The organism is Curtobacterium sp. MMLR14_002 (genome assembly GCF_001864975.1).
Taxonomy (GTDB): Bacteria; Actinomycetota; Actinomycetes; order Actinomycetales; family Microbacteriaceae; genus Curtobacterium; species Curtobacterium flaccumfaciens.
The window spans coordinates 22,891-47,481 of the sequence record NZ_MJGT01000094.1; the positions used below are offsets into that span (position 1 = coordinate 22,891).

The following is a 24,591-nucleotide window of genomic DNA, read 5'->3' on the forward strand; positions in this document are numbered from 1 at the left end:
CGCGGCGGCATCAGCCGTTCGGCGGCATCAGCCGATCGGCAGCCACGTCCCGCCCACGCGTCGGACGGCCGGTCCGTGTCCCGGCAGCACGAGCGCCGGGAACGGCAGCGCCCGTGCCGACTCGAGTGCGCGGTCCTGGTCGGCGGTGAAGAACGGCGTGATCATCCGCGGCCGCGGGGCCCACGACCCGGGCTGGGTGTCGTGCCGGCTGACGACCGCGTCGCCCGTGACGATCGCGTCCGCCGCGGGCAGCAGGTAGGCCGTCGAGCCGTCGGTGTGGCCGACGGCCGGGAACGGTGCGATCGCCCGGCCCGCGAAGTCCGCACCGGTGAACGCCCGAGCGGACGGGACGGTGGTGGGTCGGAGGGCGTCGGAGCGGATCGCCCGCGCCAGCCAGGCGAGCACACGGGGGCTGGCGAGCCGGCCGCCGATCTCCGCCGGGGTGACCTGCTGCCGTTCCGGTCCGCGCACGTTGGCGAGCTCGTCGGCGTGGGCGAGCACCTCGACGTCGGGGTACCGCTCGAGGATCCCGGGGATGCCGCCGACGTGGTCGACGTGTCCGTGCGTGACGTAGACGCGTCGGAGGTCGGCGGGGTCGTGTCCGGCGGCGTGCACGGTGTCGAGCACGAGGTCGGTGTCGGCCGGGTAGCCGGCGTCGATCAGCGCGACACCGTCCTCCTCCGCCAGCACCACCCAGTTGGACACGGGGCCCTCGACGAAGACGACTCCGGGGGCGACGGACACGACGGAACGGGGTTCGCGCGGGCTCATCCCTCGACGGTACCGTCCACCGACCGTCGGGCCCGGGTCTGCTCCGCGCGCTCCGCGAGCTCCGCGTCCGCCGGGTAGCCCACCTCGGTCAGGGTCAGTCCCTTCGCCGGCGCCGTCTTGAAGGCGCTCGTGCGCTCCTCGGCGACGCGCAGTTCCTCGAGGCGGTCCGGGCCGAAGCGGCCCTCGCCCACGGCGATGGTCGCGCCGACCATGGCCCGCACCATCGAGTGGCAGAAGGCGTCGGCCTGGAGGCGCGCCACCAGCACGCCGTCCGGCTCGCGGTCCCAGCGGAACTGCTGCAACGTCCGGATGGTCGTCGCCCCCTCGCGCGGCTTGCAGAACGTCGCGAAGTCGTGCAGCCCGAGCAACGTCAGCGCACCGCGCTCCATCGCTGCCGGATCGAGCCGCGCCGCCTGCCAGACCGTGTGCCCGCGTCGACGTGGATCGCGCGGGGCGTCGGCGTCCGCGATCCGGTACTCGTACCGGCGCCAGAGCGGGGAGAACCGGGCGTCGAACCCGTCGGGCGCCACCGAAGCTCCGGTGACGACGACGTCCCCCTCGGGTGCCGCGATGCCGTTGACCCGCTTGAGCAACCCGTCGAGCGGTGACCGGCCCGACCCGCGCTTGGCGGTCAGCGCTGCCCACTGCTCCGCCGACAGGTCCAGGTGCGCGACCTGCCCGGTGGCGTGCACCCCGGCGTCGGTGCGTCCGGCGACGGTGAGCAACGGTGGTTCGCCCCAACGGGTGAACACGGTGGCGAGTGCGGCCTCGAGGGCGCCCTGCACGGTCCGGAGCCCGGGCTGCCGGGCCCACCCGGAGAACGCCGCCCCGTCGTAGGCGATGTCCAGTCGCAGCCGCACCGTCTCACTCACACGACCACGGTAGCGATGTCAGCGCCACGTCAGTGCCGCGTGAGCGCCCCGCGGCAGCATCGTCCCCGACATCGACGAAAGGAACCCGCGATGACCACGACACCGCTCGCGGTGGAGGCCACCGGCCTCGTGAAGACGTTCGGCTCGAACCGGGCCGTGGACGGTGTCGACCTCCGTGTGGAGGCCGGCACGGTCTACGGCGTGCTCGGTCCGAACGGCGCCGGCAAGACCACCACCATCTCCATGCTCGCCACCCTGCTGCGGGCGGACGGTGGCGAGGCCCGGATCTTCGGCCATGACGTCCGCCGGGAGGCCCAGACGGTCCGCACCCTGATCGGCGTGACGGGGCAGTACGCCAGCGTCGACGAGACGCTCAGCGCGACCGAGAACCTGGTGGTCTTCGCCCGCTTGCTCGGATTCTCCCGCGCGGATTCGAAGCGGAAGGCCGTCGAGCTGCTGGAGCGCTTCGGGCTGACCGAGGCCGCGTCCCGTCCGCTCAAGGGGTTCTCCGGCGGCATGCGTCGTCGACTGGACCTCGCCGCGAGCCTGATCGCACAACCGCCCCTGATCTTCCTCGACGAGCCGACGACGGGCCTCGACCCCCGCACTAGGGCACAGATGTGGGACACGATCCGCGAACTCGTGGCGACCGGTTCGACCGTCCTGCTCACGACGCAGTACCTCGACGAGGCCGACCAGCTCGCCGACCGCATCGCCGTGATCGACCACGGCAGGGTCGTCGCCGAGGGTACGAGCGACGAGCTGAAGTCGAGCATCGGCACGGCGTCGTTGCAGCTCCGCCTGGCCGACACGCTCCTCCTCGACACGGCGCGGGGCATCGTCCGGAACACGCTCGGCGTCGACGCGGTCGTCAGCCCTGAGGGGTCGCGCCTCACCGCTCCGATGGCGGACCCCGACCGGGTGACCGACCTGCTCGTGTCGTTCCGGCAGGCCGGTGTCTCGCTCGCCGAGATGAGCGTGCAGAAGCCGACGCTCGACGAGGTCTTCCTGACCATCACCGGCGCACCCGCACACACCGATGACGACGCCCACCACGAGCTCGAAGGGAGCATCGCATGACCACCATCACCACCACGGGGACCTCAGGTCCGCGGGTCACCCCCCGCCCCGGCGTCGGCTCGACCGGGCTCGGGGCCACGGTCCGTCAGTCGCTCACGATGGCCTACCGGGGGCTGATCAAGGTCCGGCGTACCCCTGAGCAGCTGTTCGACGTCACCCTGATGCCGATCATCTTCACCGTGATGTTCACCTACATCTTCGGGGGAGCGATCGCGGGCGACGTGGCGAGCTACCTGCCGATCATCATCCCCGGCATCCTCGTGCAGACGAACATCACGTCGTCGATCGTGACGGGCGTGCAGCTCCGCGAGGACATGGACAAGGGAGTGTTCGACCGCTTCAAGTCCCTGCCGATCGCACGGATCGCCCCGCTCGCCGGCGCGCTGCTGGCCGACACCGTTCGGTACGCGATCGCGACCGCCATCACCTTCACGGTCGGGATCATCATGGGACTCCGTCCGGCCGGAGGCTTCGGCGCGGTGGTCCTCGCCGGGCTGCTCGTGATCGTGGTCGCCTGGGCGATCAGCTGGATCTTCGCCTACTTCGGTGTGGTCGCCCGGACGGCGTCGAGTGTCTCCGGCATCTCGAACATGGTGCTGTTCCCGCTGACGTTCCTGTCGAACGCGTTCGTGCCGGCCGACACCCTGCCGGACTGGTTGCGCTGGTTCTCCGAGGTCAACCCGATCTCGCACCTGATCACCGCCGTCCGTGACCTGGTCAACCAGGGCACGGTGGGCGTCGACCTGTGGATCAGCCTGCTCGGTGCGGCGGTGATCGTCGCGGTGTTCGCGCCCCTGACGGTCCGCGCCTACATGCGGAAGGCCTGAACCGCACGATCAGTGGTCGCTGAAGCGCATCCGCTCGAGCAGCGTCCGTGCCCGCGAGACGGCCTCGGCCCGGTCCCAACCGGCCGAGGCCTTCTCGGCATCCGTCACGGCCGGGTCGCCGAGCGCGGTCACCAGCAACGGCCGCATGCGGGTGTGCGCGAGCACCCCGAAGTCCTGCCGTGACCCGAGTCGAGCAGTCATCCCCCACGCCTGCGCGGCGAACTCCGGCTGACCGGTCCGGACCGCGGCGAGCGCCAGCCCGAGCAGGGTGGTCCCGATGACCGGCAGGTCGAGCCACCACGGGTGCAGGCGCAGCATCACGAGCGCACCGACCCGCAGGCGTCTCGCGACCGCCACATCCGTGGCCGGGAGGCCCGGTGCGGCCCCGCCGGTCCGGCGCACCGCCGCCTCGTCAGCAGCCGCGATCCGCGCCACGCCCGCCATCAGGCTCCAGTGCGGCGTCTCCTTCCGGATCGGGGCGATCGCGTCCCAGGCGGCGGCGTACGCGACCGCGGCCGCGTCGAGGTCGCCCTCGTACCGGGCGCACTCCGCGGCGATCGCCGTCGCGAGGACCCCGATCTGCATCCGGTCGCCGTCGAACCCGCCACGTCCCTCCACCGGTCGCTGCCGCAGGTCGTCGGCGACGGCCCGGGCGCGTACCACGTCGCCGGTCGTCGCCGCGCAGAGCCCGACCGTCCACCCGATCTCGTACAGGTCGTCGTCGGCACCGAACCGTTCGAGCTGCTCCCGCGCGGCCTCGGCGGCTGCCAACGCCTCGGAGTGGCGTCCGGTCTGCGCGAGCAGCTGCGTGACGGTGACGGCGATCGAGCCCGAGGTCCACGCGTCGTTGCTGATCCGTGCGAGTGCCTCGGCGCGGTGGGCGTACCGCAGGGCGACGGCCGTGTCGCCGTCGTTCTCGGCCAACGGCGCACTGAGCATGTTCGCCAGGCACGCCACCCCGGGCTCCGGGTCCTCGCGCAGGCGGGCCAGCAGGGCACTGCCGTCGGCAGGCCGGCCGAGGGTCAGCACCAGCGCGGCCTGCGCGTCGAGGACCGCGTACCCGGTGCTGCCGCCGGCGAACACCCGCCGCAGGGCCGACACTGCGAGGGCGGCCGTCCGCCGGTCGCCGAACGCAGCAGACGCCCCGGCGACGACGAGGCCCACCACAACGGCGGTGCGGTCCTCCGGCGCTGGGACGGTGCCGCCCAGCAGCGGCACGACGTCCGGACCGAGGGCGACGACCTCGCCGTGCGCGCCTCGGAGCGACCAGTACCCGGCGAGCGCGGCGAAGAGGTGCGCGACCGCGGACGCGTCACCGGCGCCCAGGCTCCAGCGCAACAGCGTGATGAGGTTGTCCGCCTCGCGTCCGACCTGCCGGAAGCACTCGAGCTGCGGCTCACCCGTGATGGTCAGCAGGTTGCGGGCGGCGGTGAAACCGCGACCCCATCGGATCATGGCGGACCGCACGTCCTCGGTGGCGCCGGCATCCCGGAGCCGTGCGGCACCGAACTCGCGGACCGTCTCGAGCAGGCGGTACCGCACCGGTTCGCCCTCGTGCTCGACCAGTTGCACGAGGGACTGCTCGACCAGCTCGGCGAGGTCGTCGAGCGTCGCTCCGCGACGTTCGGGCAGCGTCACCGACTCGACGGCGTCGACCGCCAGCCCGTCCGGGAACAGCGCGAGACGGGTCAGCAGGTCCTGCGCACCGTCGTTCAGCAACCGCCAGCTCCACTCGATCACCGCGAGCAGCGTGCGGTGCCGCTCGGGAGCACTCCGGTCACCGCCGCGGAGCAGCGCGAACCGGTCGTCGAGCCGACGCTCGATCTCGTCGGTGCTCATGCCGCGGATCCGTGCGGCCGCGAGTTCGATCGCCAGGGGTGATCCGTCCAGCCGCGTGCAGATCCGGCGGACGGCGTCCACGGGCAGTACGGCACCCGGACGCGCCGCCCGCGCCCGCTCGGTGAACAGGCGCACGGCGGCACCGTCCGCGGCGACCGGCAAGGGTGCCAGCGGGGCCACGACCTCACCGGCGATCGCCAGCGGTGCCCGCGAGGTCGTGAGGATCCGGAGCTGCGGCACCGTCGCGAGCAGGTCTGCTGCGAAGGTCGCGACCTCGGCGACCAGGTGCTCGCAGTTGTCGAGGACGAGCACGGTGGGACCGTCGGCCAAGGCGTGGGCGACGCGCGATCCGAGGTCCGCGGCGACCGCGTCCCGGAGCGACCGTGCCGATCGGAACTCCGCGATCCCGAGCAGCGCGGCGAGGGCGGGGACGATGTCCTCCGCCGTGGTGAGCGGCGCGAGCTCGAAGACCACGACCCCGGTCGTCGGCGGAAGGGCAGCTGCGACCGCTTGCGCGAGGCGGGTCTTGCCGAGTCCGCCTGCACCGAGGATCGTGACCAGCCGGCTCCTCGAGAGCAGGTCGCCCACGACGGCGAGGTCGTCCTGTCGCCCGACCAGCGCGTTCGGCGCTGCCCGCAGCCCGGTGCGGCGCGCGATGCCGACGGACACGTCGGACCGGCGGAGCAGGTCGGCGTTCAGGCGGACGAGGTCCGCCGACGGGTCGGCGCCGAGTTCGTCGGCGAGACGGTCCCGGTGCGCGGCGAACACCGCGAGCGCCTCAGCCGTGCGCCCCACTGCGGCGAGGGAGCGCATCGCCCCGGCTGCTGCGACCTCGTCGAAGGGATTCGCGAGCGACTCGGCTGCCCACACCTCGGCCGCCTCGTCCGCGTGTCCGTCGTCGGACAGGGCGGTGCCGAGTGCCCGTCGGAGCCCGCGGCGGGCGGCGTTCGCCCGGTCGGCCAGCGCCGTGCCCGACTCGCCGTCGACGTCCGCCCCGGGGTCACCGCGCCAGAGATCGAGTGCGGCGGACACGGCCGCCCGGTCACCGTTGCCGAGTGCTCGTTCGGCTCGGAGCAGGTCGACGTCGTCCGGACCGCCACCGAGCGCGTACCCGGTGCTCGTGGACACGACGATGCCGTCCGCGACTCCCCGACGCAGCCGCGAGACGAGCGCCTGCAGTGCAGCTCGCGCACCGCGCGGTCGTTCGTCCGGCCACAGGTCCTCGATCAGGGACTCGCTCGTCAGCGCGTTGCCGCGTGCGAGCACGAGCGCGGTCAGGAACGCCCGGGCGAGGGCCCCCGGCACCGCGGTCGGAGCGCCGTGGGCGTCGTCCACCGTGATCGGACCGAGGACGGCGATGCGGGGGCGGTCGGTCACGGGGCGAGTCTACGGACGACCACGGACGGGCCGGCCGCTCAGCCGCGCGGACGGCCGAACGCCGACGGACCGGTCCGGGTGTCGAGGTCGTCGGTGGCGCGTCGCTCGGACTCGACGATCCCGCGCAGGGCGACGAGCGCGGCCGAGGTGACCGCGACGTGCGAGGGGTTCTCGCGCGATGCGTCGAGCGCGCTCTCGAGTCGTGCGATGGCCTCTTCGGCCTGGTCCTCCGGGGAGTCGCCGCGGATCGTGCTCGCGATCTTCCGCAGTGCCTCGGCGATGGGGGTGGCGAACGCGGGGTCCGGACGCCCGACGCCCTCGGACACCGGGCCGGAGCGTGCGACGAGCTCGGTCAGGTCGGTCGTGTACCAGGCGACCCGCTCCAGTGCGCGGAAGCGTCCGCCGTCCTTCTGGAGCCGTGCTCGCGACCCGCGCAGGGCACCGCGGGGGTTGAGCCGACGGCTCTCGTGCGCAATCGCCACCCGTGACCGGACGTCCGCGATCGCACGGTCCAGGCGGTCCTGCTGGTGGTCCCACGCCTTCTCGTCGCGCTTGCCCTCCTCGAGCACGGCTGCCAGCCCGTCGAGGTGGTCCGCCAGCACGCCGTTCACCGCGTCGATGCGGTGTTCGGCGTCCCAGAAGTGCAGCGGCGGGAACACCAGGAAGTTGACCAGCAGCCCGACCACGACGCCCACGGCCATCTGCACGAGGTACCCGAGCGAGTAGCCCTCGGCGTGCGCGCCGCCGACCAGCAGGACGAAGAGCGCCGCGGTGGACACCCACGAGCTGCCCTCGCCCAGCACGCGGAACCCGCCGACGAGCACCCCGACGCCGACCGCCAGCGCGATCGCGAGGAAGCCGGGGTCGCCGACCCACATCGTGAACGCGGCGATGAGGATGCCGAGGGCGATCCCGACCAGGGTCTGCACGCCGCTCCGGATGCCCGCGAACACCGTGGTCTGCATCGCGACGACGGCGCCGAGTGGTGCGTAGTACGGGTACTCGGCCGCGACGCCCGGGATGTGCTGCGCCACGAGCCAGGCGATGACTGCAGCAGCGGCGGCCTTGCCGGCGTGCAGCAGGCGCGGCTGTGTGCCCGAGGTCCGGCTCCACCGCCAGACCCTCGTCCCCAGACCCGCAACGTGCTGGAACGCCATGACTTCCTTCCGTCGCACCCGGCCCGTGACGGTACGCCGAGCAGTCGGTGTGCACGACCAGCCTCGGACGCGAGGAAGCCCCCGCGACCTGGGTCGCGGGGGCTTCCTCGTGGTGGTGCAGCGCCCCGGAGGGCACCGGACTACTTGGTGTCGGCGTCGTCCGACTTCTCGGCGGCGTCGGCCTCGACCTCGGCAGCAGCCTCGGTCTCGGACTCGGTCTCGACCGGGGCGGACTCCTCGGTGGTCTCGGTCTCCTCGACCGGGGCCTCCTCGGTGGTCTCGTCAGCGGCGGGCTCGTCGACCGGGGCGGCAGCAGCGGCCGGAGCCGAGTTGCGCTTGACCGGAGCGGGCGTGCTCGAGACGGGCTCGAGGACGAGCTCGATCGACGCCAGCGGGGCGTTGTCGCCCTTGCGGAAGCCGAGCTTCGTGATGCGGGTGTAACCGCCCTGGCGGTCCTCGACCTGGGGGGCGATCTCGGTGAACAGCGTGTGCACGACGGACTTGTCGCGCAGGATGCTGATCACACGACGACGCGCGTGCAGGTCGCCGCGCTTCGCGAACGTGATGAGACGCTCGGCGACCGGGCGGAGGCGCTTGGCCTTCGTCTCGGTGGTCGTGATGCGACCGTGCGTGAAGAGGGCGTTGGCGAGGTTGCTCAGGAGCAGGCGCTCGTGGGCGGGACCGCCACCGAGGCGGGGGCCCTTGGTGGGCTTCGGCATGTCAGTTCTCCAGTGGTGAAAGTGGTGCGCGCGGTGTCAGCGCGCTTGCGCGTGAGCGCGAGGTCAGTTGTTGGACTCGTCCTCGTCGTACCCGCTGTAGAAGTGGGCGCCGTCGAATCCGGGGACGGTGTCCTTGAGGGACAGGCCGAGCTCGGTGAGCTTGTCCTTGACCTCGTCCACCGACTTCTGACCGAAGTTGCGGATGTTCATGAGCTGCGTCTCCGACAGGGCGACGAGCTCGGACACCGTGTTGATGCCCTCCCGCTTCAGGCAGTTGTAGCTGCGGACCGACAGGTCGAGGTCCTCGATCGGGGTCTGCAGTTCGTTCGAGAGCACGGCGTCGACCGGCGCGGGGCCGATCTCGATGCCCTCTGCCGCCGTGTTGAGCTCGCGAGCGAGCCCGAACAGCTCGACCAGCGTGCGACCAGCCGACGCGATGGCGTCGCGCGGCGTGATGGCCGGCTTCGCTTCGACGTCGACGACCAGGCGGTCGAAGTCCGTGCGCTCACCGGCACGCGTCGCCTCGACGCGGTAGGTGACCTTCAGGACGGGCGAGTAGATCGAGTCGATCGGGATCTGACCGGCTTCGCTGAACTCGGAACGGTTCTGCGTCGCCGAGACGTAGCCACGGCCACGCTCGATCGTGAGCTCGAGCTCGAAGCGCGCGGTGTCGTTCAGGGTCGCGATGACGAGTTCCGGGTTGTGGATCTCGACGCCGGCCGGAGCGGAGATGTCCGCTGCGGTGACCTGACCGGCACCCTGCTTGCGCAGGTACGCCGTGATGGGCTCGTCGTGCTCGCTGGAGACGACCAGGCTCTTGATGTTGAGGATGATCTCGGTGACGTCTTCCTTGACACCGGGAACGGTGCTGAACTCGTGGAGGACGCCGTCGATGCGGATGCTGGTGACAGCCGCGCCGGGGATCGAGGAGAGGAGCGTGCGGCGCAGCGAGTTGCCGAGGGTGTAACCGAAGCCCGGCTCGAGCGGCTCGATGACGAAGCGCGAGCGGTGCTCGGAGATCGGCTCCTCGGTCAGGGTGGGGCGCTGTGCAATGAGCACTGTGGGATTCCTTTCGGCGAAGTGTCCGCTATATGACACTTGGCGGTACGACGGGGCCGCATGGGCCCCGACGGGTCTGTTGAGTTGTGATCACGCGCACACACGTGCGCGATCGAACGACCAGGAATGGCCGCGGGCCCTGCCCGCCCTCGCCGGAACGGATCCGGTCAGGGGACGAGCAGGGCGCGGCCGGTTGCTCCTCGCGTCAGACGCGACGGCGCTTGGGCGGGCGGCACCCGTTGTGCGCCTGCGGCGTGACGTCGTTGATCGAGCCGACCTCGAGGCCAGCGGCCTGGAGGGAACGGATCGCGGTCTCGCGACCCGAACCCGGGCCCTTCACGAAGACGTCGACCTTCTTGACGCCGTGCTCCTGCGCCTGACGCGCAGCGGACTCGGCGGCGAGCTGCGCCGCGAACGGCGTCGACTTGCGCGAACCCTTGAAGCCCACGGCACCCGAGGACGCCCAGCTGAGGACGGCACCCGACGGGTCGGTGATGCTGACGATCGTGTTGTTGAACGTGCTCTTGATGTGGGCCTGGCCCACAGCGACGTTCTTCTTCTCCTTGCGGCGCGGCTTGCGCGCGGCAGTCTTGGGGGTAGCCATCGGGGTCTCCTATCGAGCCTTCTTCTTGCCTGCCACGGTGCGCTTCGGTCCCTTGCGGGTACGAGCGTTGGTCTTGGTGCGCTGACCGCGCACCGGGAGACCACGACGGTGGCGAAGACCCTCGTAGCTGCCGATCTCGACCTTGCGGCGGATGTCGGCGGCGACCTCACGGCGGAGGTCACCCTCGACCTTGAAGTTGCCCTCGATGAAGTCACGGAGGGCGACGAGCTGGTCGTCGGTCAGGTCCTTGACGCGGATGTCACCGGAGATACCGGTCTCCGTCAGTGCCTGGACGGCGCGGGTACGGCCGACGCCGTAGATGTACGTGAGTGCGATCTCCACGCGCTTCTCGCGCGGGATGTCGACGCCTGCTAGACGTGCCATGTGATGGCTGCTCCTGTTGTCGATGGAGGTGTGGCGCAGTACCGGTGCTCGGGCCTCCGCCCCGAGGTGTCCCCCGGTCGTCGTGCGACCGGGTTCTGGTACTGCGTTGTCGATCTTCAGTTGTGGGTCGTGCTCGAGCAGCCTGGTGTCCGATGGACACCGTCAGCGCCGGTCACGCGCCCGGGACTAGCCCTGGCGCTGCTTGTGACGCGGGTTGCTCTTGCAGATCACCATGACGCGGCCCTTGCGGCGAATCACACGGCAGTGTTCGCAGATGGGCTTGACGCTGGGGTTGACCTTCATGGTTCTTTCCTCGTGCTCGCTGGCTTCGTGCTCGGCAGGATTGCCGTGCCGTTCCTTTCCAGCTCGCGGATCACTTGTAGCGGTAGACGATCCGGCCGCGGGTCAGGTCGTACGGGCTCAGCTCCACGATCACGCGGTCCTCGGGGAGGATGCGGATGTAGTGCTGGCGCATCTTCCCGGAGATGTGCGCGAGGACCTTGTGTCCGTTCGTCAGCTCAACGCGGAACATCGCGTTGGGCAGAGCTTCGAGCACCGAGCCTTCGATCTCGATGACGCCGTCTTTCTTGGCCATAGCCTCACTGTCGCTTGGTTGTGGAACAGGTGTGATCCCCGAACCGGTCTGCGGGTCGGTCGCCACACCCGAGAGGGCATGACACACCAAAGATCGATCTTATGTGGTAAACCCGCAATTGCCAAGTGGGGACGCGGAACACCCCACGTCTGGGGCTTCCGGGGCCGTGCCTGAGCGTTGCACAGTGGTTTGACGGCGCGCTCCGGGCGCACACATGCGCGCGAACCGTAGTTTTGCTCCGCAGCCACGTCCGTCGCACCAGCAGATCGCGCCGGACCACCGAACGGAGAACACGTGCCCGACGCCACCCGACGCCCCTTCGCCAGCCACGGCAAGCAGGCCCGTCGCCGGGGTTGGGGCACGCTCGTCACCGTCGTCGCGTCCGCCGTCGCCGTCCTGCTCGTCAGCGGCACGAGCGTCGCCGCGATCGCCGGGGCACAGCTCGCCACCGCGCCGCAGACCGTCGCGCTGAGCACCGACGACCAGAGCACCGCGAAGACCGCCGACATCTCGGCGATCAAGGGCGGAGCGAACATCCTGCTCATCGGGAGCGACACCCGGGTCGGCCAGTTCGACTCCGACGAGGACGTCGAGGGCGCCCGCAACGACGTCACGATGCTCATCCACATCTCGGCGGACCACCAGCAGCTCACCGCGGTCAGCTTCCCTCGTGACCTGATGGTCCCCATCCCGGCCTGCACGAACCCCGCGACCGGCACGACCTACCCGGCGTCCACCTCGGCGATGTTCAACACCGCGCTCGGCAACGGCGGTGTCTCCTGCGTCGTGGACACGGTCGAGAACCTGACCGGCCTGAGCATCCCCTACGCCGGGCTCATCACCTTCGACGGCGTGATCGAGATGTCGAACGCCCTAGGCGGCGTGGACGTCTGCGTCGCCGAGCCGATCGACGACACGTTCACCGGCCTGCACCTCACGACGGGCTCGCACTCCCTCGAGGGCTCGGACGCCCTGGCCTTCCTGCGCACCCGCCACGGGGTCGGCGACGGCAGCGACCTCGCCCGCATCAGCTCGCAGCAGGTGTTCCTGTCGGCGCTCCTCCGCAAGGTCACCTCGGACGGCACGCTCTCGAACCCGATCACGCTCTACAAGCTGGCCGGCGCCGCCCTGTCCAACATGACGCTGTCCGACGGCCTGGCCCAGACGGGCACCCTGGTCAAGCTCGCCGCGGCGCTGCGCGGGATGAGCACGGCCAACATGCTCTTCGTGCAGTACCCGGTGGCCGACGACCCCGCCGACAGCGCCCGCGTGATCGTCGACCAGGAGACGGCCCACACCCTGAACGTGGCGCTGCAGAACGACGTCCGGTCGTCGCTGAGCGACTCGAGCACCGGTCGCGCCTCCGAGGAGTCGCCGTCGAGCGGCGGGACGTCGAGCAGCACCGGGTCGTCCGGCTCCTCGGGGCCGTCCGGCACCTCGGGTTCGTCCGGGACCTCGTCCGCCGGCACACCGTCGGCGACGTCGAGCCCGACCGCCACGCGGACGCCGACCGCGTCGGCGACGCCGCTGCCCTCGTCGATCACCGGGCAGAGCGCCTCCGAGGAGACCTGCTCCGTCGGCAACTGACGGGACGCCACGGCGCGTGCGCCCGGCGGTGGTCGGGCGGGTCCACGCGACGTCGTCGACGCGGCGGACGCCAGCCGGGCCTCCTGGCCGTCGCATCGTGCGGAGACGCCCAGCGTGGGCACCGCGTGCGGACTGGAGGCCCGTCCTACGGGATCGGGACGGGCGTCACACCCAGCGGGGCCAGGCCCCGAGCGCCGCCGTCGGCGGCCGTGAGCACCCAGATGCCGGCCGCGTGCACCGCGACGCTGTGCTCCCAGTGCGCGGCGTCGGAGCCGTCGAGTGTCCGGACCGTCCACTCGTCGTCGTCCGTCGAGCTGTCGATCGCGCCGGCCGTGACCATGGGCTCGATGGCGACCACCAGCCCCGGCTTGACGGCAGGTCCGGCACCGCGCACGCGGTAGTTGAAGACCGGCGGTTCCTCGTGCATCGACCGGCCGATGCCGTGGCCGGTGTAGTCCTCGACGATGCCCCACGCGCCGGTCTCGTCGATCGCGTCCTCCACGGCCGAGCCGACCTCGTGCAGGTTCTTCGCGTGGGCGAGCGCGGCGATGCCGTGCCAGAGCGACCGCTCGGTCGTGTCGCAGAGCGTCTGACGGGCTGCGGCGACCGCTGCGTCGCCGCCGGGCACGACGGTCGTGAACGCGCTGTCGCCGTTCCAGCCGTCGACCTCGGCGCCGGCGTCCACCGACACGATGTCGCCGGGCGCGAGGACGCGCTCACCGGGGATCCCGTGCACGATCTCGTCGTTCACCGACACGCACAGCGTGTGGCGGTAGCCGGGCACGAGCTGGAAGTTCGGGACTCCCCCGCCGTCACGGATGGTGCGCTCGGCGATCGCATCGAGTTCACCGGTGGTGATCCCCGGACGGATCGCTGCACGGACGGCGTCGAGCGCCTCGGCGGTCAGCAGGCCCGGCCGGACCATCGCCCGGAGCTCGTCCGGGGTCTTGTAGATCGAGGGCTTCTTGAACCGCACCACGCTGGTCAGACGGTCGCGGAGAGCCCGCGGCCCGCCAGTGCCGTCTGGATGCGGTCGCCGACCTCGTCGATGGCGCCGAGGCCGTCGACGTCGACGACGAGGCCACGCTCGCCGTACGCCGCCACGATGGGCGCCGTCTGCTCGGCGTAGACCTGCTGGCGACGACGGACCGTCTCCTCGTTGTCGTCGCTGCGGCCCTGGTCCTCGGCCCGCTTGAGCAGGCGACCGACGAGCTCGTCCTGGTCGGCGACGAGCTGCACGACGGCGTCGATCCCGGTGCCCTGCTCAGCAAGCAGCGCGTCGAGGTACTCGACCTGACCGACCGTGCGCGGGTAGCCGTCCAGCAGGAAGCCGTGCTCGGCGTCGGGCTCCTGCAGGCGGGACTTCACGAGCTCGTTCGTCAGGGAGTCCGGCACGTAGTCGCCGGCGTCCATGATCGCCTTCGCCTGCACACCGAGGGGCGTGCCCTCTGCCACGTTCTTGCGGAAGATGTCCCCGGTCGAGATCGCGGGGATCCCGAAGGAGTCGGCGATGCGGCCGGCCTGGGTGCCCTTCCCGGCTCCGGGAGGTCCGACGATGATGAGACGTGCGCTCAACGGAGAAGCCCTTCGTAGTGACGCTGCTGCAGCTGCGAGTCGATCTGCTTCACGGTCTCGAGACCGACACCCACGATGATGAGGATGCTCGCGCCACCGAACGGGAAGTTCTGGTTCGCGCCGAACAGCGCCAGTGCTGCCAGCGGGATGAGCGCGATGAGACCGAGGTAGAGCGAACCGGGCAGCGTCACCCGGGTGAGGACGTAGTCGAGGTACTCGGCGGTCGGACGACCGGCACGGATGCCGGGGATGAACCCGCCGTACTTCTTCATGTTGTCGGCGACCTCTTCGGGGTTGAAGGTGATCGCCACGTAGAAGTACGTGAACCCGACGATGAGCAGGAAGTACAGGACCATGTAGAACCAGTTGTCACCCGAGGTCAGGTTGTTCTGGATCCAGGTCACCCACGCGGCCGGCTCGGAGCCGTCCGAGGGCTGGTTGAACTGCGCGATCAGGGCCGGCAGGTACAGCAGCGACGAGGCGAAGATGACGGGCACGACGCCGGCCATGTTCACCTTGATCGGGATGTAGGTGTTGTTGCCGCCGTACGTCCGCCGCCCGACCATGCGCTTGGCGTACTGCACGGGGATCCGCCGCTGTGACTGCTCGACGAACACGACGGCCATCATGATCACGAGTCCGACCAGGATCACGAACAGGAAGAGCTCGAACGACTGCGACTGCTCGATCGCCCAGAGCGCCGACGGGAACTGCGCCGCGATCGACGTGAAGATCAGGAGCGACATGCCGTTGCCGATGCCGCGCTCGGTGACGAGCTCGCCCATCCACATGATGAGGCCGGTACCGGCGGTCAGCGTGACGACCATCAGCATGATGGCGTACCAGCTGTCGTTCGAGATGATCGACGTGCAGGACGCGGAGGCGTTGGTGCCGAACAGGGCGCCGGAGCGGGCGACCGTGATCAGGGTCGTGGACTGCAGGACACCGAGCGCGATCGTGAGGTAGCGCGTGTACTGCGTCAGCTTCGCCTGGCCCGACTGGCCCTCCTTGTAGAGGGTGTCGAAGTGCGGGATGACCACACGCAGGAGCTGCACGATGATCGACGACGTGATGTACGGCATGATGCCGAGCGCGAAGACCGAGAGCTTCAGCAGCGCGCCGCCGGAGAAGAGGTTGATGAGGTCGTAGAGACCGCCGGAGGACGACGCGCTGGCGAGACAGCTCTGCACGGCGGCGTAGTCGACGAACGGTGCCGGGATGTACGACCCGAGACGGAACAGCGCGATGATCGCGAGGGTGAAGCCGATCTTCTTGCGAAGATCAGGGGTGCGCATGATGCGCGCGACCGCTCTGAACACGATGACTCCGAACTTGTGGGACCGGGGCCGTCGATCGCGGCCGGACCGGTTTCGGTCGGCAGGGCCGACCCGGCTGGCGGATGCCGGCCACTGTCAAGGAAACCGTAACGGCGGCCCGTGCGCAAACGCACGGGCCGCCGACGGGGGTTACTGGGAGACGGTGCCGCCAGCAGCCACGATCTTCTCGGCGGCGGACGCCGAGACCTTGTCGACCGTGACCGTGATCTTCACGGTGATGTCACCCTGACCGAGAACCTTGACCTTCTCGTTCTTGCGGACGGCGCCCTTGGCGACCAGGCCCGCAACGGTGACGTCGCCACCATCGGGGTAGAGCTCCGAGATCTTGTCCAGGTTCACGACCTGGTACTCGACCCGGAACGGGTTCTTGAACCCGCGGAGCTTCGGGGTGCGCATGTGCAGCGGCATCTGCCCACCCTCGAAGCCGACCCGGACCTGGTAACGGGCCTTCGTGCCCTTGGTACCACGCCCAGCGGTCTTGCCCTTCGAGCCCTCACCGCGACCAACACGGGTGCGGTCCTTCTTGGCGCCCTCTGCAGGACGGAGGTGGTGCAGCTTCAGCACCTGCACGCGCTCGTTCTTCTCGTCGCTCATGCGTCGACCTCCTCGACCTTCACGAGGTGCGCCACCGTCGCGATGTACCCGCGGTTCTGGGAGTTGTCCTCACGCTCGACCGAACGGCCGATGCGCTTGAGGCCCAGGCTGCGCAGGGTGTCGCGCTGGTACTGCTTCTCGCTGATAACGGACTTGATCTGCGTGATCTTCAGCATCGCCATCACGCACCTGCCTTCTCGGTCGCGGCACGCAGGGCTGCGGCCTCGGCCTGGAGCAGACGGGCCGGGACGACCCGCTCGACGTCGAGGCCACGACGGCTCGCGACGGCGCGGGGCTCCTCGAGCTGCTTCAGGGCCTCGACGGTCGCGTGCACGATGTTGATGGTGTTCGACGAGCCGAGCGACTTGCTCAGGACGTCGTGGATGCCGGCGCACTCGAGCACGGCGCGGACCGGACCACCGGCGATGACACCGGTACCGGGGCCAGCCGGACGCAGGAGGACGACGCCAGCGGCGGCTTCACCCTGCACCGGGTGCGGGATCGTGTTGCCGACGCGGGGGACGCGGAAGAAGTTCTTCTTCGCCTCTTCGACACCCTTGGAGATCGCCGTGGGGACCTCCTTGGCCTTGCCGTAGCCGACGCCCACGAGGCCGTTGCCGTCACCGACGACGACGAGCGCCGTGAAGCTGAAGCGACGACCACCCTTGACGACCTTCGAGACGCGGTTGATGGTCACCACGCGCTCGAGGAACTGGCTGTCGCCACCGCGGTTGTTGCGGTCGCGGCCCTGCTGACGGTCACGACCGCCACCACGACGGCCACGGTTGTCGGCGGAGTCGCGGTTGTTGGACGCGGAGCCCGCGGCGGTCTCGACCGGACGCTCGGCGACGGCAGGTGCCTCCGCCTCCTTGCCGGTCTTGGCACCCTCGGTGGTCGCCTCGGCGGTTGCGTCGGTGGCCGTGGCCTCCGTGCTCGCCTCGGTGGTCTCCGTGGTCTCGACAGCCTCAGTCTCCGTGGCCTCGACGGCCTCGGTCTTGGCGTCTTCGTTGGTGTTCGCGTTGTCGCTCACAGGTTCAGCCCTCCTTCACGGGCACCATCGGCGATCGCGGCGACGCGACCGGCGTACTTGCTGCCACCGCGGTCGAAGACCACGGCCTCGACGCCAGCCGACTTCGCGCGCTCGGCGAGGAGCTCACCGACGCGACGGGCCTTGGCGGTCTTGTCGCCGTCGAACGAGCGGAGGTCTGCCTCCATCGTCGAGGCGCTTGCGAGGGTGTGACCCTTCGAGTCGTCGATGACCTGCACGAACACGTGACGCGACGAGCGGGTGACGGCGAGACGGGGACGAGCCTCGGTGCCGGTGATCTTCTTGCGGAGACGGTTGTGACGACGCGCCTTGGCGGCCGCCTTGCTCTTGCCTCGTGTCTTGAGGAGTCCCATGATCACTTACCTGACTTTCCGGCCTTGCGGCGCACGTTCTCGCCGGCGTAACGGACACCCTTGCCCTTGTAGGGCTCGGGCTTCCGGAGCTTCCGGATGTTCGCGGCGACCTCGCCGACAGCCTGCTTGTCGATACCGGCGACGGTGACCTTGTTGTTGCCCTCCACCGCGAAGCTGATGCCCGCCGGCGGCTCGACCGTGATCGAGTGGGAGTACCCGAGGGCGAACTCGAGGTTCGAGCCCTTGGCCGCGACACGGTAACCGGTGCCGACGACCTCGAGGCCCTTGGTGTAGCCCTGGGTCACGCCGATGATGTTGTTGGCGATGAGGGTCCGGGTCAGTCCGTGGAGCGAACGCGACTCGCGCTCGTCGTCCGGACGGGTGACGAGGACCTGGTTCTCCTCGACCTTGGCCTGGATGGGCTCCGCGATGACGAGCGCGAGCTCGCCCTTCGGGCCCTTGACCGCCACGTTCTGACCGTCAACGGAGACGGTGACGCCGGCGGGGATGTCGATGGGGAGACGTCCGATTCGTGACATTGTCGATCACCACACGTAGGCGAGGACTTCCCCACCCACGCCCTTCTGCTCGGCTTCGCGGTCGGTCAGGAGGCCGGAGGAGGTCGAGAGGATCGCCACGCCGAGGCCACCGAGGACCTGGGGGATCTCCGTCGACTTCGCGTAGACCCGGAGGCCCGGCTTCGAGACGCGCTTGATGCCGGCGATCGAACGCTCGCGCTCGGGGCCGTACTTCAGGTCGATGGTGAGGGTCTGCCCGACTCGGGCGTCCTCCACCTTCCACTCGCTGATGTAGCCCTCACGCTTGAGGATGTCGGCGATGTTCTTCTTGAGCTTGGAGCTCGGGAGCGCGACTGCGTCGTGGTGCGCGGAGTTCGCGTTCCGCAATCTGGTCAGCATGTCTGCGACCGGATCGGTCATCGTCATGATGTTCGTCCATTTCTCGCCTGGTTTCGACACCCGTTCCACGAATGCCGACCTGAGCGATCGAGTGATCCCGGGGCGGTTCCCCGAGATCGGTGTGTTCGTGCGTGCGGGCCGGAGGACGTGAATCCTCCGGCCCGCACCGCCCGAAGTAGTTTAGACCGTCTGCTCGTTGGAGCGGAACGGGAAGCCGAGCTGGCGGAGCAGCGCGCGTCCCTCGTCGTCCGTCTTCGCGGTGGTGACGACAGTGATGTCGAAGCCGCGGACACGGTCGATGCGGTCCTGGTCGATCTCGTGGAACACGGACTGCTCCGTGAGACCGAACGTGTAGTTGCCGTTGCCGTCGAACTGCTTGTCGCTGAGACCGCGGAAGTCGCGGATGCGGGGCAGTGCGAGCGTCACCAGGCGGTCCAGGAACTCCCACGCGCGGTCACCACGGAGGGTGACGTGCGCGCCGATGGCCTGACCCTCGCGCAGCTTGAACTGTGCGATGGACTTGCGGGCGATGTTGACCTGGGGCTTCTGACCCGTGATCGCCGTGAGGTCCTTGATGGCCCCCTCGATGATCTTGGAGTCACGAGCGGCCTCGCCGACACCGGTGTTCACGACGACCTTGACCAGGCCGGGGACCTGGTTGACGTTCGCGTAACCGAACTGCTCGGTGAGGGCCGTCTTGATCTCGGCCAGGTACTTCTGCTTGAGGCGCGGCTGGATCTTGCCAGCGGGCGCAGCAGTCGTGTCAGTCATCAGAGCTTCTCACCAGACTTCTTCGCGTAGCGGACACGGACGGTCTTCTTGACGCCGTCCTTCTCCACCTCTTCGGTGCGGAAGCCGACACGCGTCGGCTTCTTCGTCTTCGGGTCGACGAGTGCGACGTTCGAGACGTGGATCGAGGCTTCGTGCTGCTCGATGCCACCCGTCTTCGAACCACGCTGCGTCTGACCGACGCGGACGTGCTTCGTGACGAAGTTCACGCCCTCGACGACGACGCGGTTCTTGTCCTTGAGGACCTCGATGACCTTGCCCTGCTTGCCACGGTCGCCGCCACGCTCCTGCGTCGCGCCCGTGATGACCTGGACGAGGTCACCCTTCTTGATGTTCGCCATGGCTTACAGCACCTCCGGCGCGAGCGAGATGATCTTCATGAACTTCTTGTCACGGAGCTCGCGACCGACCGGACCGAAGATGCGCGTACCGCGCGGGTCGCCGTCGGCCTTGAGGATCACTGCCGCGTTCTCGTCGAACTTGATGTAGGAGCCGTCCTGACGACGGGTCTCCTTCTTGGTGCGAACGATGACCGCCTTGACGACGTCACCCTTCTTCACGTTGCCGCCGGGGATGGCGTCCTTCACCGTGGCGACGATGACGTCACCGAGGCCGGCGTAGCGACGACCCGAGCCACCGAGCACGCGGATGGTCAAGATCTCCTTGGCACCCGTGTTGTCGGCGACCTTCAGGCGGGATTCCTGCTGAATCACTGCTGTCTCCTATTCCGAAGCAGGCCGAGGCCTACTTGGCCTTCTCGAGGATCTCGACCAGGCGCCAGCGCTTGGAGGCGCTGAGGGGACGGGTCTCGCTGATCACGACGAGGTCGCCGACACCAGCGGTGCCGAGCTCGTCGTGGGCCTTCACCTTGGACGTACGACGGATGATCTTGCCGTAGAGCGCGTGCTTCACGCGGTCCTCGACCTCGACCACGATGGTCTTGTCCATCTTGTCGCTCGTCACGTAGCCGCGACGCGTCTTGCGGTAGCCGCGAGTGAGGGCGGCGGAGTTCTTCTCTTCGTTCGCCATTACTTCTCCTCGGCGGTCTCGGCCTCGGTCGACTCGGCCGGCTTGTCAGCCTTCTTCGTCGTCTTCTTGGCCTTGGGGGCGGTCTCGACGGGCGCGGGAGTGGCACGGATGCCGAGCTCGCGCTCGCGGAGGACGGTGTAGATGCGGGCGATGTCGCGCTTGACGGCACGGAGACGACCGTGGCTCTCCAGCTGGCCGGTGGCCGACTGGAAGCGGAGGTTGAAGAGTTCCTCCTTGGCCTTCTTCAGCTCGTCAGCGAGACGCTCGTTCTCGAACGTGTCGAGCTCCGTCGGACGGAGCTCCTTGGAACCGATCGCCATTATGCGTCGCCCTCCTCGCGCTTGATGATGCGTGCCTTGAGGGGCAGCTTGTGGATTGCACGAGTCAACGCCTCACGGGCGATCTCCTCGCTGACGCCGGAGAGCTCGAAGAGCACCCGGCCCGGCTTCACGTTCGCGACCCACCACTCGGGCGAACCCTTACCGGAACCCATGCGGGTCTCGGCGGGCTTCTTGGTCAGCGGACGGTCCGGGTAGATGTTGATCCAGACCTTGCCACCACGCTTGATGTGACGCGTCATGGCGATACGAGCGGACTCGATCTGACGGTTGGTCACGTACGCCGGGGTGAGGGCCTGGATGCCGTAGTCGCCGAAGCTGACCTTGGTACCACCGGTGGCCTGACCCGAACGCTTCGGGTGGTGCTGCTTGCGGTGCTTGACTCGACGGGGAATAAGCATGGTTACGCCTCAACTCCTGCGCCGGCCGGCGCGTCCTGCGGGGCCTGCTGCGGACGACGGTCACCGCGGTCGCCGCCACGACGGTCGCCGCCACGGTCGCCACGCTCACCGCGCGGGCCGCCACGACGCTCCGGGCGCGACGAACGCTGGTTCGCCTGCTCGCGAGCGAGCTCCTTGTTCGTGATGTCGCCCTTGTAGATCCAGACCTTCACGCCGATGCGGCCGAACGTGGTCCGAGCCTCGTAGAAGCCGTAGTCGATGTTCGCGCGGAGGGTGTGCAGCGGCACACGGCCTTCGCGGTAGAACTCCGAACGCGACATCTCGGCGCCGCCGAGACGACCCGACACCTGGATGCGGACACCCTTGGCGCCGGCGCGCTGTGCACCCTGCAGGCCCTTGCGCATGGCGCGACGGAACGCGACACGAGCGGAGAGCTGCTCGGCGATGCCCTGCGCGACGAGCTGGGCCTCGGTCTCGGGGTTCTTGACCTCGAGGATGTTCAGCTGGATCTGCTTCTTGGTGAGCTTCTCGAGCTCACCGCGAACGCGCTCCGCCTCGGCGCCGCGGCGGCCGATGACGATGCCCGGACGAGCCGTGTGGATGTCCACGCGGACACGGTCACGGGTGCGCTCGAGCTCGATGCGTGCGACGCCGGCGCGGTCGAGGGTCTTCTTCAGGTACTCGCGCACCTTGATGTCCTCGGCCACGTAGTCGGCGTAACGCTGACCGGCCTTCTTGCTGTCGGTGAACCAGTGCGAGACGTGGTCCGTCGTGATCCCGAGACGGAAGCCGTACGGGTTGACCTTCTGGCCCATTACTTGCTCGCCTTCTTGCTCGTCGCGGCAACCTCGGCCTCGTCGGGCGTCGCGAGGACGACCGTGATGTGGCTGGTGCGCTTGTTGATGCGGAAGGCGCGGCCCTGGGCGCGCGGCTGGAACCGCTTCAGGGTCGTGCCCTCGTCGACGAAGACGCGGCTCACGTAGAGGTCGCGCTCGTCGAGGAAGCTGTTCGTCGAGTCCGCCTTGACCCGTGCGTTCGCGATCGCCGAGGCGACCAGCTTGTACACGGGCTCCGAAGCGCCCTGGGGGGCGAACTTCAGGATGGCGAGGGCCTCGTGGGCCTGCTTGCCGCGGATCAGCTCGATGACGCGACGGGCCTTCTGAGGCGTGACGCGGATGTGTCGCACGCGTGCGATCGACTCCACCATTTCGTTCCTCCTCTGCGTCGCCGCCTCAGCGGCGACGGCCCTTCTTGTCGTCCTTCACGTGACCACGGAAGGTGCGGGTCGGCGCGAACTCGCCGAGCTTGTGACCGACCATCGACTCGGTGACGAACACCGGGATGTGCTTGCGGCCGTCGTGGACGGCGATCGTGTGCCCGAGCATGTTCGGGACGATCATCGACCGACGCGACCACGTACGGATCACGTTCTTGGTGTTGGCCTCGTTCTGCGTGACGACCTTGCGGAGCAGGTGCTCGTCGACGAAGGGGCCCTTCTTCAGACTGCGTGGCATCTTCTGAACTCCTACTTGCGCTTCTTGCCGGCGTTACGGCGACGGACGATGAGCTTGTCGCTCGGCTTGTTCGGCTTGCGCGTACGGCCCTCGGACTGGCCCCAGGGGCTGACCGGGTGACGACCACCGGACGTCTTGCCCTCACCACCACCGTGCGGGTGGTCGACCGGGTTCATGGCGACACCACGGACGGTCGGGCGGACGCCCTTCCAGCGCATGCGGCCGGCCTTGCCCCAGTTGATGTTCGACTGCTCGGCGTTGCCGACCTCGCCGATGGTGGCGCGGCAGCGTGCGTCGACGTTGCGGACCTCGCCCGACGGCAGACGGAGCTGCGCGTAGGGGCCGTCCTTGGCGACGAGACGCACCGAGGCGCCGGCGGAGCGAGCCATCTTGGCGCCGCCACCGGGGCGGAGCTCGATGGCGTGCACGACGGTACCCACGGGGATGTTGCGCAGCGGCAGGTTGTTGCCGGGCTTGATGTCGGCGCCGGGGCCCTGCTCGATGACGTCGCCCTGCTTCAGCTTGTTCGGCGCGATGATGTACCGCTTCGTGCCGTCCACGTAGTGCAGGAGCGCGATGCGCGCAGTGCGGTTGGGGTCGTACTCGATGTGCGCGACCTTGGCGTCGACGCCGTCCTTGTCGGAGCGACGGAAGTCGATCACGCGGTACTGGCGCTTGTGGCCACCACCGATGTGACGCGTGGTGATACGGCCGGAGCTGTTGCGACCACCGGTCTTCGGCAGCGGACGAAGCAGTGACTTCTCCGGAGTCGAACGGGTGATCTCAGCGAAGTCGGCGACCGACGAGCCGCGACGACCGGGGGTCGTCGGCTTGTAGTTACGAATAGCCATGATTTATCCCTCTGGTCCTCAGCCGACAGCCGTGAAGATGTCGATCGAACCGGACTTGAGCGTCACGATGGCGCGCTTGGTGTCCTTGCGCTTGCCGAGACCGAACTTGGTGCGACGGGTCTTGCCCGGGCGGTTCAGCGTGTTGATGCTCGCGACCTTGACGTCGAAGATCTTCTCGATGGCGAGCTTGATCTCGGTCTTGTTCGAGCGGGGGTCCACGATGAACGTGTACTTGCCCTGGTCGATGAGCGCGTAGCTCTTCTCCGAGACGACCGGCGAGATGATGACGTCGCGCGGGTCCTTGTTGAAGCCGCTCATGCGGTGATCTCCTTCGCGGTCTTCGACGCGATGAAGGCGTCGAGGGCGCTCTTGCTGAAGACGACGGCGTCCGAACGCAGCACGTCGTAGGCGTTGAGCTGGCCGTACGAGAGCGCGTGGACGTTCGACAGGTTGCGGATCGACTTGAGCGTCAGCTCGTCGTCCGTCTCGAGCACGACGAGCACGTTCTTGACGGGCGCGACCTTCTCGAGGAGCGTGCGGGCGGTCTTGGTCGACGGCAGTTCAGCCGCGACGAAGCCCTCCACAGCGGAGATGCGGCCACCGCGGGCGCGGTCCGAGAGCGAGCCGAGCAGAGCAGCGGCGATCATCTTCTTCGGGGTGCGCTGCGAGTAGTCGCGCGGGGTCGGTCCGTGGACGACGCCACCGCCGGTGTGCTCCGGAGCACGGACGGAACCCTGACGGGCGCGGCCGGTGCCCTTCTGCTTGAACGGCTTGCGACCGGCACCGCGGACTTCGCCACGGTTCTTGGTCTTGTGGGTGCCCTGACGCGCGGCTGCGAGCTGCGCGGTGACGACCTGGTGGATCAGCGGGACGTTGGTCTCGACGTCGAAGAGAGCTGCGGGGAGCTCGACGGTGCCGGACTTGGCACCCGATGCGTCGAGGACGTCGATCGTGGTTGCGGTCGTGGTGGCCAT

34 protein-coding genes are annotated in these 24,591 nt (G+C 69.1%); 3 read left to right on the top strand and 31 right to left on the bottom strand.

What is annotated here, in order from left to right:
* Positions 1 to 27 precede the first annotated feature (27 nt).
* Together BIU91_RS15240 and truA are read right to left on the bottom strand one after the other, a co-directional pair.
* Entirely contained in the window at positions 28 to 771 is a 744-nt protein-coding gene (locus BIU91_RS15240; protein WP_071406155.1) for an MBL fold metallo-hydrolase, read from the bottom strand.
* Positions 768 to 1,643, bottom strand: coding sequence for a tRNA pseudouridine(38-40) synthase TruA (truA, locus tag BIU91_RS15245; RefSeq protein WP_253183779.1), 876 nt, complete (start codon positions 1,641 to 1,643; stop codon positions 768 to 770). Before truA ends, BIU91_RS15240 begins: the two co-directional genes overlap by 4 nt.
* Before the next feature lie 90 nt (positions 1,644 to 1,733).
* Here truA and BIU91_RS15250 point away from each other — a divergent pair, with 90 nt between their 5' ends.
* Together BIU91_RS15250 and BIU91_RS15255 are read left to right on the top strand one after the other, a co-directional pair.
* Entirely contained in the window at positions 1,734 to 2,723 is a 990-nt protein-coding gene (locus BIU91_RS15250; RefSeq protein WP_071406156.1) for an ATP-binding cassette domain-containing protein, read from the top strand.
* A complete protein-coding gene (locus BIU91_RS15255; protein WP_084741335.1) occupies positions 2,720 to 3,550 on the top strand; it encodes an ABC transporter permease in 831 nt (276 codons plus the stop codon). Before BIU91_RS15250 ends, BIU91_RS15255 begins: the two co-directional genes overlap by 4 nt.
* A gap of 9 nt (positions 3,551 to 3,559) precedes the next feature.
* Here the strand turns inward: BIU91_RS15255 and BIU91_RS15260 are convergent, their stop codons facing one another.
* From BIU91_RS15260 to infA, 8 genes are all read right to left on the bottom strand, one after another.
* The gene (locus BIU91_RS15260; RefSeq protein ID WP_071406157.1) at positions 3,560 to 6,766 is read right to left on the bottom strand and encodes a BTAD domain-containing putative transcriptional regulator; all 3,207 of its coding nucleotides are present in this window, start codon (positions 6,764 to 6,766) and stop codon (positions 3,560 to 3,562) included.
* 38 nt (positions 6,767 to 6,804) lie between these two features.
* Positions 6,805 to 7,941: an aromatic acid exporter family protein gene (locus BIU91_RS15265; protein WP_139196613.1), complete on the bottom strand. Its 1,137-nt coding sequence runs from the start codon at positions 7,939 to 7,941 to the stop codon at positions 6,805 to 6,807.
* A 122-nt stretch (positions 7,942 to 8,063) separates the two neighbouring features.
* Complete coding sequence (gene rplQ / locus BIU91_RS15270; protein ID WP_071245471.1) at positions 8,064 to 8,642, bottom strand: 50S ribosomal protein L17; 579 nt, start codon at positions 8,640 to 8,642, stop codon at positions 8,064 to 8,066.
* 63 nt (positions 8,643 to 8,705) lie between these two features.
* The gene (locus BIU91_RS15275) at positions 8,706 to 9,701 is read right to left on the bottom strand and encodes a DNA-directed RNA polymerase subunit alpha (RefSeq protein ID WP_017885506.1); all 996 of its coding nucleotides are present in this window, start codon (positions 9,699 to 9,701) and stop codon (positions 8,706 to 8,708) included.
* A 205-nt stretch (positions 9,702 to 9,906) separates the two neighbouring features.
* On the bottom strand, positions 9,907 to 10,305 hold the full coding sequence (rpsK, locus tag BIU91_RS15280) for a 30S ribosomal protein S11 (protein ID WP_017885507.1): 399 nt from the start codon (positions 10,303 to 10,305) through the stop codon (positions 9,907 to 9,909).
* Positions 10,306 to 10,314: 9 nt separating this feature from the next.
* A complete protein-coding gene (gene rpsM / locus BIU91_RS15285) occupies positions 10,315 to 10,689 on the bottom strand; it encodes a 30S ribosomal protein S13 (RefSeq protein WP_017885508.1) in 375 nt (124 codons plus the stop codon).
* Between the two features lie 186 nt (positions 10,690 to 10,875).
* Positions 10,876 to 10,992, bottom strand: a complete 117-nt coding sequence (rpmJ, locus tag BIU91_RS18265) for a 50S ribosomal protein L36 (RefSeq protein WP_022903266.1) — start codon at positions 10,990 to 10,992, stop codon at positions 10,876 to 10,878.
* A 70-nt stretch (positions 10,993 to 11,062) separates the two neighbouring features.
* Positions 11,063 to 11,284 carry a translation initiation factor IF-1 gene (gene infA, locus BIU91_RS15290; protein WP_017885509.1) on the bottom strand — a complete coding sequence of 74 codons (222 nt, stop codon included), beginning with the start codon at positions 11,282 to 11,284 and terminating at the stop codon, positions 11,063 to 11,065.
* Positions 11,285 to 11,578: 294 nt separating this feature from the next.
* Between infA and BIU91_RS15295 the strand changes: the two genes are divergently transcribed.
* A complete protein-coding gene (locus BIU91_RS15295) occupies positions 11,579 to 12,871 on the top strand; it encodes an LCP family protein (protein ID WP_071406159.1) in 1,293 nt (430 codons plus the stop codon).
* A 145-nt stretch (positions 12,872 to 13,016) separates the two neighbouring features.
* Here BIU91_RS15295 and map read toward each other — a convergent pair whose 3' ends face one another.
* The 21 genes from map to rplD all read right to left on the bottom strand — a co-directional run bounded on the left by map (position 13,017) and on the right by rplD (position 24,591).
* A complete protein-coding gene (gene map / locus BIU91_RS15300; RefSeq protein WP_084741366.1) occupies positions 13,017 to 13,847 on the bottom strand; it encodes a type I methionyl aminopeptidase in 831 nt (276 codons plus the stop codon).
* 8 nt (positions 13,848 to 13,855) lie between these two features.
* Positions 13,856 to 14,446: an adenylate kinase gene (locus BIU91_RS15305; RefSeq protein ID WP_071406160.1), complete on the bottom strand. Its 591-nt coding sequence runs from the start codon at positions 14,444 to 14,446 to the stop codon at positions 13,856 to 13,858.
* Positions 14,443 to 15,765, bottom strand: coding sequence for a preprotein translocase subunit SecY (secY, locus tag BIU91_RS15310; RefSeq protein ID WP_027466722.1), 1,323 nt, complete (start codon positions 15,763 to 15,765; stop codon positions 14,443 to 14,445). The genes BIU91_RS15305 and secY overlap by 4 nt, the downstream gene beginning before the upstream one ends.
* 147 nt (positions 15,766 to 15,912) lie before the next feature.
* Positions 15,913 to 16,377 carry a 50S ribosomal protein L15 gene (gene rplO / locus BIU91_RS15315; protein WP_027466723.1) on the bottom strand — a complete coding sequence of 155 codons (465 nt, stop codon included), beginning with the start codon at positions 16,375 to 16,377 and terminating at the stop codon, positions 15,913 to 15,915.
* Complete coding sequence (rpmD, locus tag BIU91_RS15320) at positions 16,374 to 16,559, bottom strand: 50S ribosomal protein L30 (protein ID WP_017885515.1); 186 nt, start codon at positions 16,557 to 16,559, stop codon at positions 16,374 to 16,376. The genes rplO and rpmD overlap by 4 nt, the downstream gene beginning before the upstream one ends.
* On the bottom strand, positions 16,559 to 17,407 hold the full coding sequence (gene rpsE / locus BIU91_RS15325; protein WP_071406161.1) for a 30S ribosomal protein S5: 849 nt from the start codon (positions 17,405 to 17,407) through the stop codon (positions 16,559 to 16,561). Before rpsE ends, rpmD begins: the two co-directional genes overlap by 1 nt.
* Complete coding sequence (rplR, locus tag BIU91_RS15330; RefSeq protein WP_027466725.1) at positions 17,404 to 17,778, bottom strand: 50S ribosomal protein L18; 375 nt, start codon at positions 17,776 to 17,778, stop codon at positions 17,404 to 17,406. The genes rpsE and rplR overlap by 4 nt, the downstream gene beginning before the upstream one ends.
* A gap of 2 nt (positions 17,779 to 17,780) precedes the next feature.
* The gene (gene rplF, locus BIU91_RS15335; RefSeq protein WP_017885518.1) at positions 17,781 to 18,317 is read right to left on the bottom strand and encodes a 50S ribosomal protein L6; all 537 of its coding nucleotides are present in this window, start codon (positions 18,315 to 18,317) and stop codon (positions 17,781 to 17,783) included.
* A 6-nt stretch (positions 18,318 to 18,323) separates the two neighbouring features.
* Positions 18,324 to 18,722 (bottom strand): 30S ribosomal protein S8, encoded by a 399-nt coding sequence (gene rpsH / locus BIU91_RS15340; RefSeq protein ID WP_017885519.1) that lies wholly within the window; start codon positions 18,720 to 18,722, stop codon positions 18,324 to 18,326.
* 153 nt (positions 18,723 to 18,875) lie between these two features.
* Positions 18,876 to 19,466 carry a 50S ribosomal protein L5 gene (rplE, locus tag BIU91_RS15345; RefSeq protein ID WP_042537502.1) on the bottom strand — a complete coding sequence of 197 codons (591 nt, stop codon included), beginning with the start codon at positions 19,464 to 19,466 and terminating at the stop codon, positions 18,876 to 18,878.
* Positions 19,466 to 19,825: a 50S ribosomal protein L24 gene (rplX, locus tag BIU91_RS15350; protein ID WP_017885522.1), complete on the bottom strand. Its 360-nt coding sequence runs from the start codon at positions 19,823 to 19,825 to the stop codon at positions 19,466 to 19,468. The genes rplE and rplX overlap by 1 nt, the downstream gene beginning before the upstream one ends.
* Positions 19,826 to 19,828: 3 nt before the next feature.
* Positions 19,829 to 20,197, bottom strand: a complete 369-nt coding sequence (gene rplN / locus BIU91_RS15355) for a 50S ribosomal protein L14 (RefSeq protein ID WP_017885523.1) — start codon at positions 20,195 to 20,197, stop codon at positions 19,829 to 19,831.
* Between the two features lie 31 nt (positions 20,198 to 20,228).
* Positions 20,229 to 20,513, bottom strand: coding sequence for a 30S ribosomal protein S17 (rpsQ, locus tag BIU91_RS15360; RefSeq protein WP_017885524.1), 285 nt, complete (start codon positions 20,511 to 20,513; stop codon positions 20,229 to 20,231).
* Positions 20,513 to 20,833 carry a 50S ribosomal protein L29 gene (gene rpmC, locus BIU91_RS19480; RefSeq protein WP_017885525.1) on the bottom strand — a complete coding sequence of 107 codons (321 nt, stop codon included), beginning with the start codon at positions 20,831 to 20,833 and terminating at the stop codon, positions 20,513 to 20,515. Before rpmC ends, rpsQ begins: the two co-directional genes overlap by 1 nt.
* Positions 20,833 to 21,252, bottom strand: a complete 420-nt coding sequence (rplP, locus tag BIU91_RS15370; protein WP_017885526.1) for a 50S ribosomal protein L16 — start codon at positions 21,250 to 21,252, stop codon at positions 20,833 to 20,835. Before rplP ends, rpmC begins: the two co-directional genes overlap by 1 nt.
* Positions 21,253 to 21,254: 2 nt before the next feature.
* Positions 21,255 to 22,067, bottom strand: coding sequence for a 30S ribosomal protein S3 (gene rpsC, locus BIU91_RS15375; protein WP_017885527.1), 813 nt, complete (start codon positions 22,065 to 22,067; stop codon positions 21,255 to 21,257).
* Positions 22,067 to 22,459: a 50S ribosomal protein L22 gene (rplV, locus tag BIU91_RS15380; RefSeq protein ID WP_035809257.1), complete on the bottom strand. Its 393-nt coding sequence runs from the start codon at positions 22,457 to 22,459 to the stop codon at positions 22,067 to 22,069. The genes rpsC and rplV overlap by 1 nt, the downstream gene beginning before the upstream one ends.
* Positions 22,460 to 22,484: 25 nt before the next feature.
* Positions 22,485 to 22,766: a 30S ribosomal protein S19 gene (rpsS, locus tag BIU91_RS15385; RefSeq protein ID WP_017885529.1), complete on the bottom strand. Its 282-nt coding sequence runs from the start codon at positions 22,764 to 22,766 to the stop codon at positions 22,485 to 22,487.
* A gap of 11 nt (positions 22,767 to 22,777) precedes the next feature.
* Complete coding sequence (rplB, locus tag BIU91_RS15390) at positions 22,778 to 23,617, bottom strand: 50S ribosomal protein L2 (RefSeq protein ID WP_027466728.1); 840 nt, start codon at positions 23,615 to 23,617, stop codon at positions 22,778 to 22,780.
* Positions 23,618 to 23,635: 18 nt separating this feature from the next.
* Positions 23,636 to 23,935: a 50S ribosomal protein L23 gene (gene rplW / locus BIU91_RS15395; RefSeq protein ID WP_027466729.1), complete on the bottom strand. Its 300-nt coding sequence runs from the start codon at positions 23,933 to 23,935 to the stop codon at positions 23,636 to 23,638.
* Positions 23,932 to 24,591 carry a 50S ribosomal protein L4 gene (rplD, locus tag BIU91_RS15400; RefSeq protein WP_027466730.1) on the bottom strand — a complete coding sequence of 220 codons (660 nt, stop codon included), beginning with the start codon at positions 24,589 to 24,591 and terminating at the stop codon, positions 23,932 to 23,934. Before rplD ends, rplW begins: the two co-directional genes overlap by 4 nt.

Coding starts and splice junctions, on each gene's coding strand:
- rplW (WP_027466729.1), bottom strand. CDS start 23,935: ATGAGCGGCTTCAACAAGGACCCGCGCGACGTCATCATCTCGCCGGTC.
- rplX (WP_017885522.1), bottom strand. CDS start 19,825: ATGGCGAACATCAAGAAGGGTGACCTCGTCCAGGTCATCACGGGCGCG.
- rpsM (WP_017885508.1), bottom strand. CDS start 10,689: ATGGCACGTCTAGCAGGCGTCGACATCCCGCGCGAGAAGCGCGTGGAG.
- rplO (WP_027466723.1), bottom strand. CDS start 16,377: ATGAGCGACGAGAAGAACGAGCGCGTGCAGGTGCTGAAGCTGCACCAC.
- BIU91_RS15255 (WP_084741335.1), top strand. CDS start 2,720: ATGACCACCATCACCACCACGGGGACCTCAGGTCCGCGGGTCACCCCC.
- rplF (WP_017885518.1), bottom strand. CDS start 18,317: ATGTCACGAATCGGACGTCTCCCCATCGACATCCCCGCCGGCGTCACC.
- infA (WP_017885509.1), bottom strand. CDS start 11,284: ATGGCCAAGAAAGACGGCGTCATCGAGATCGAAGGCTCGGTGCTCGAA.
- rplR (WP_027466725.1), bottom strand. CDS start 17,778: ATGGGACTCCTCAAGACACGAGGCAAGAGCAAGGCGGCCGCCAAGGCG.
- rpsH (WP_017885519.1), bottom strand. CDS start 18,722: ATGACGATGACCGATCCGGTCGCAGACATGCTGACCAGATTGCGGAAC.
- BIU91_RS15250 (WP_071406156.1), top strand. CDS start 1,734: ATGACCACGACACCGCTCGCGGTGGAGGCCACCGGCCTCGTGAAGACG.
- rpsC (WP_017885527.1), bottom strand. CDS start 22,067: ATGGGCCAGAAGGTCAACCCGTACGGCTTCCGTCTCGGGATCACGACG.
- rpmD (WP_017885515.1), bottom strand. CDS start 16,559: ATGGCGATGCTGAAGATCACGCAGATCAAGTCCGTTATCAGCGAGAAG.
- rplD (WP_027466730.1), bottom strand. CDS start 24,591: ATGGCCACCACGACCGCAACCACGATCGACGTCCTCGACGCATCGGGT.
- rplQ (WP_071245471.1), bottom strand. CDS start 8,642: ATGCCGAAGCCCACCAAGGGCCCCCGCCTCGGTGGCGGTCCCGCCCAC.
- rpsQ (WP_017885524.1), bottom strand. CDS start 20,513: ATGGCGAACGAAGAGAAGAACTCCGCCGCCCTCACTCGCGGCTACCGC.
- rpmC (WP_017885525.1), bottom strand. CDS start 20,833: ATGGCGATCGGTTCCAAGGAGCTCCGTCCGACGGAGCTCGACACGTTC.
- rplP (WP_017885526.1), bottom strand. CDS start 21,252: ATGCTTATTCCCCGTCGAGTCAAGCACCGCAAGCAGCACCACCCGAAG.
- rpsK (WP_017885507.1), bottom strand. CDS start 10,305: ATGGCTACCCCCAAGACTGCCGCGCGCAAGCCGCGCCGCAAGGAGAAG.
- rplV (WP_035809257.1), bottom strand. CDS start 22,459: ATGGTGGAGTCGATCGCACGCGTGCGACACATCCGCGTCACGCCTCAG.
- rplB (WP_027466728.1), bottom strand. CDS start 23,617: ATGGCTATTCGTAACTACAAGCCGACGACCCCCGGTCGTCGCGGCTCG.
- rplE (WP_042537502.1), bottom strand. CDS start 19,466: ATGACTGACACGACTGCTGCGCCCGCTGGCAAGATCCAGCCGCGCCTC.
- rpmJ (WP_022903266.1), bottom strand. CDS start 10,992: ATGAAGGTCAACCCCAGCGTCAAGCCCATCTGCGAACACTGCCGTGTG.
- rpsS (WP_017885529.1), bottom strand. CDS start 22,766: ATGCCACGCAGTCTGAAGAAGGGCCCCTTCGTCGACGAGCACCTGCTC.
- BIU91_RS15240 (WP_071406155.1), bottom strand. CDS start 771: ATGAGCCCGCGCGAACCCCGTTCCGTCGTGTCCGTCGCCCCCGGAGTC.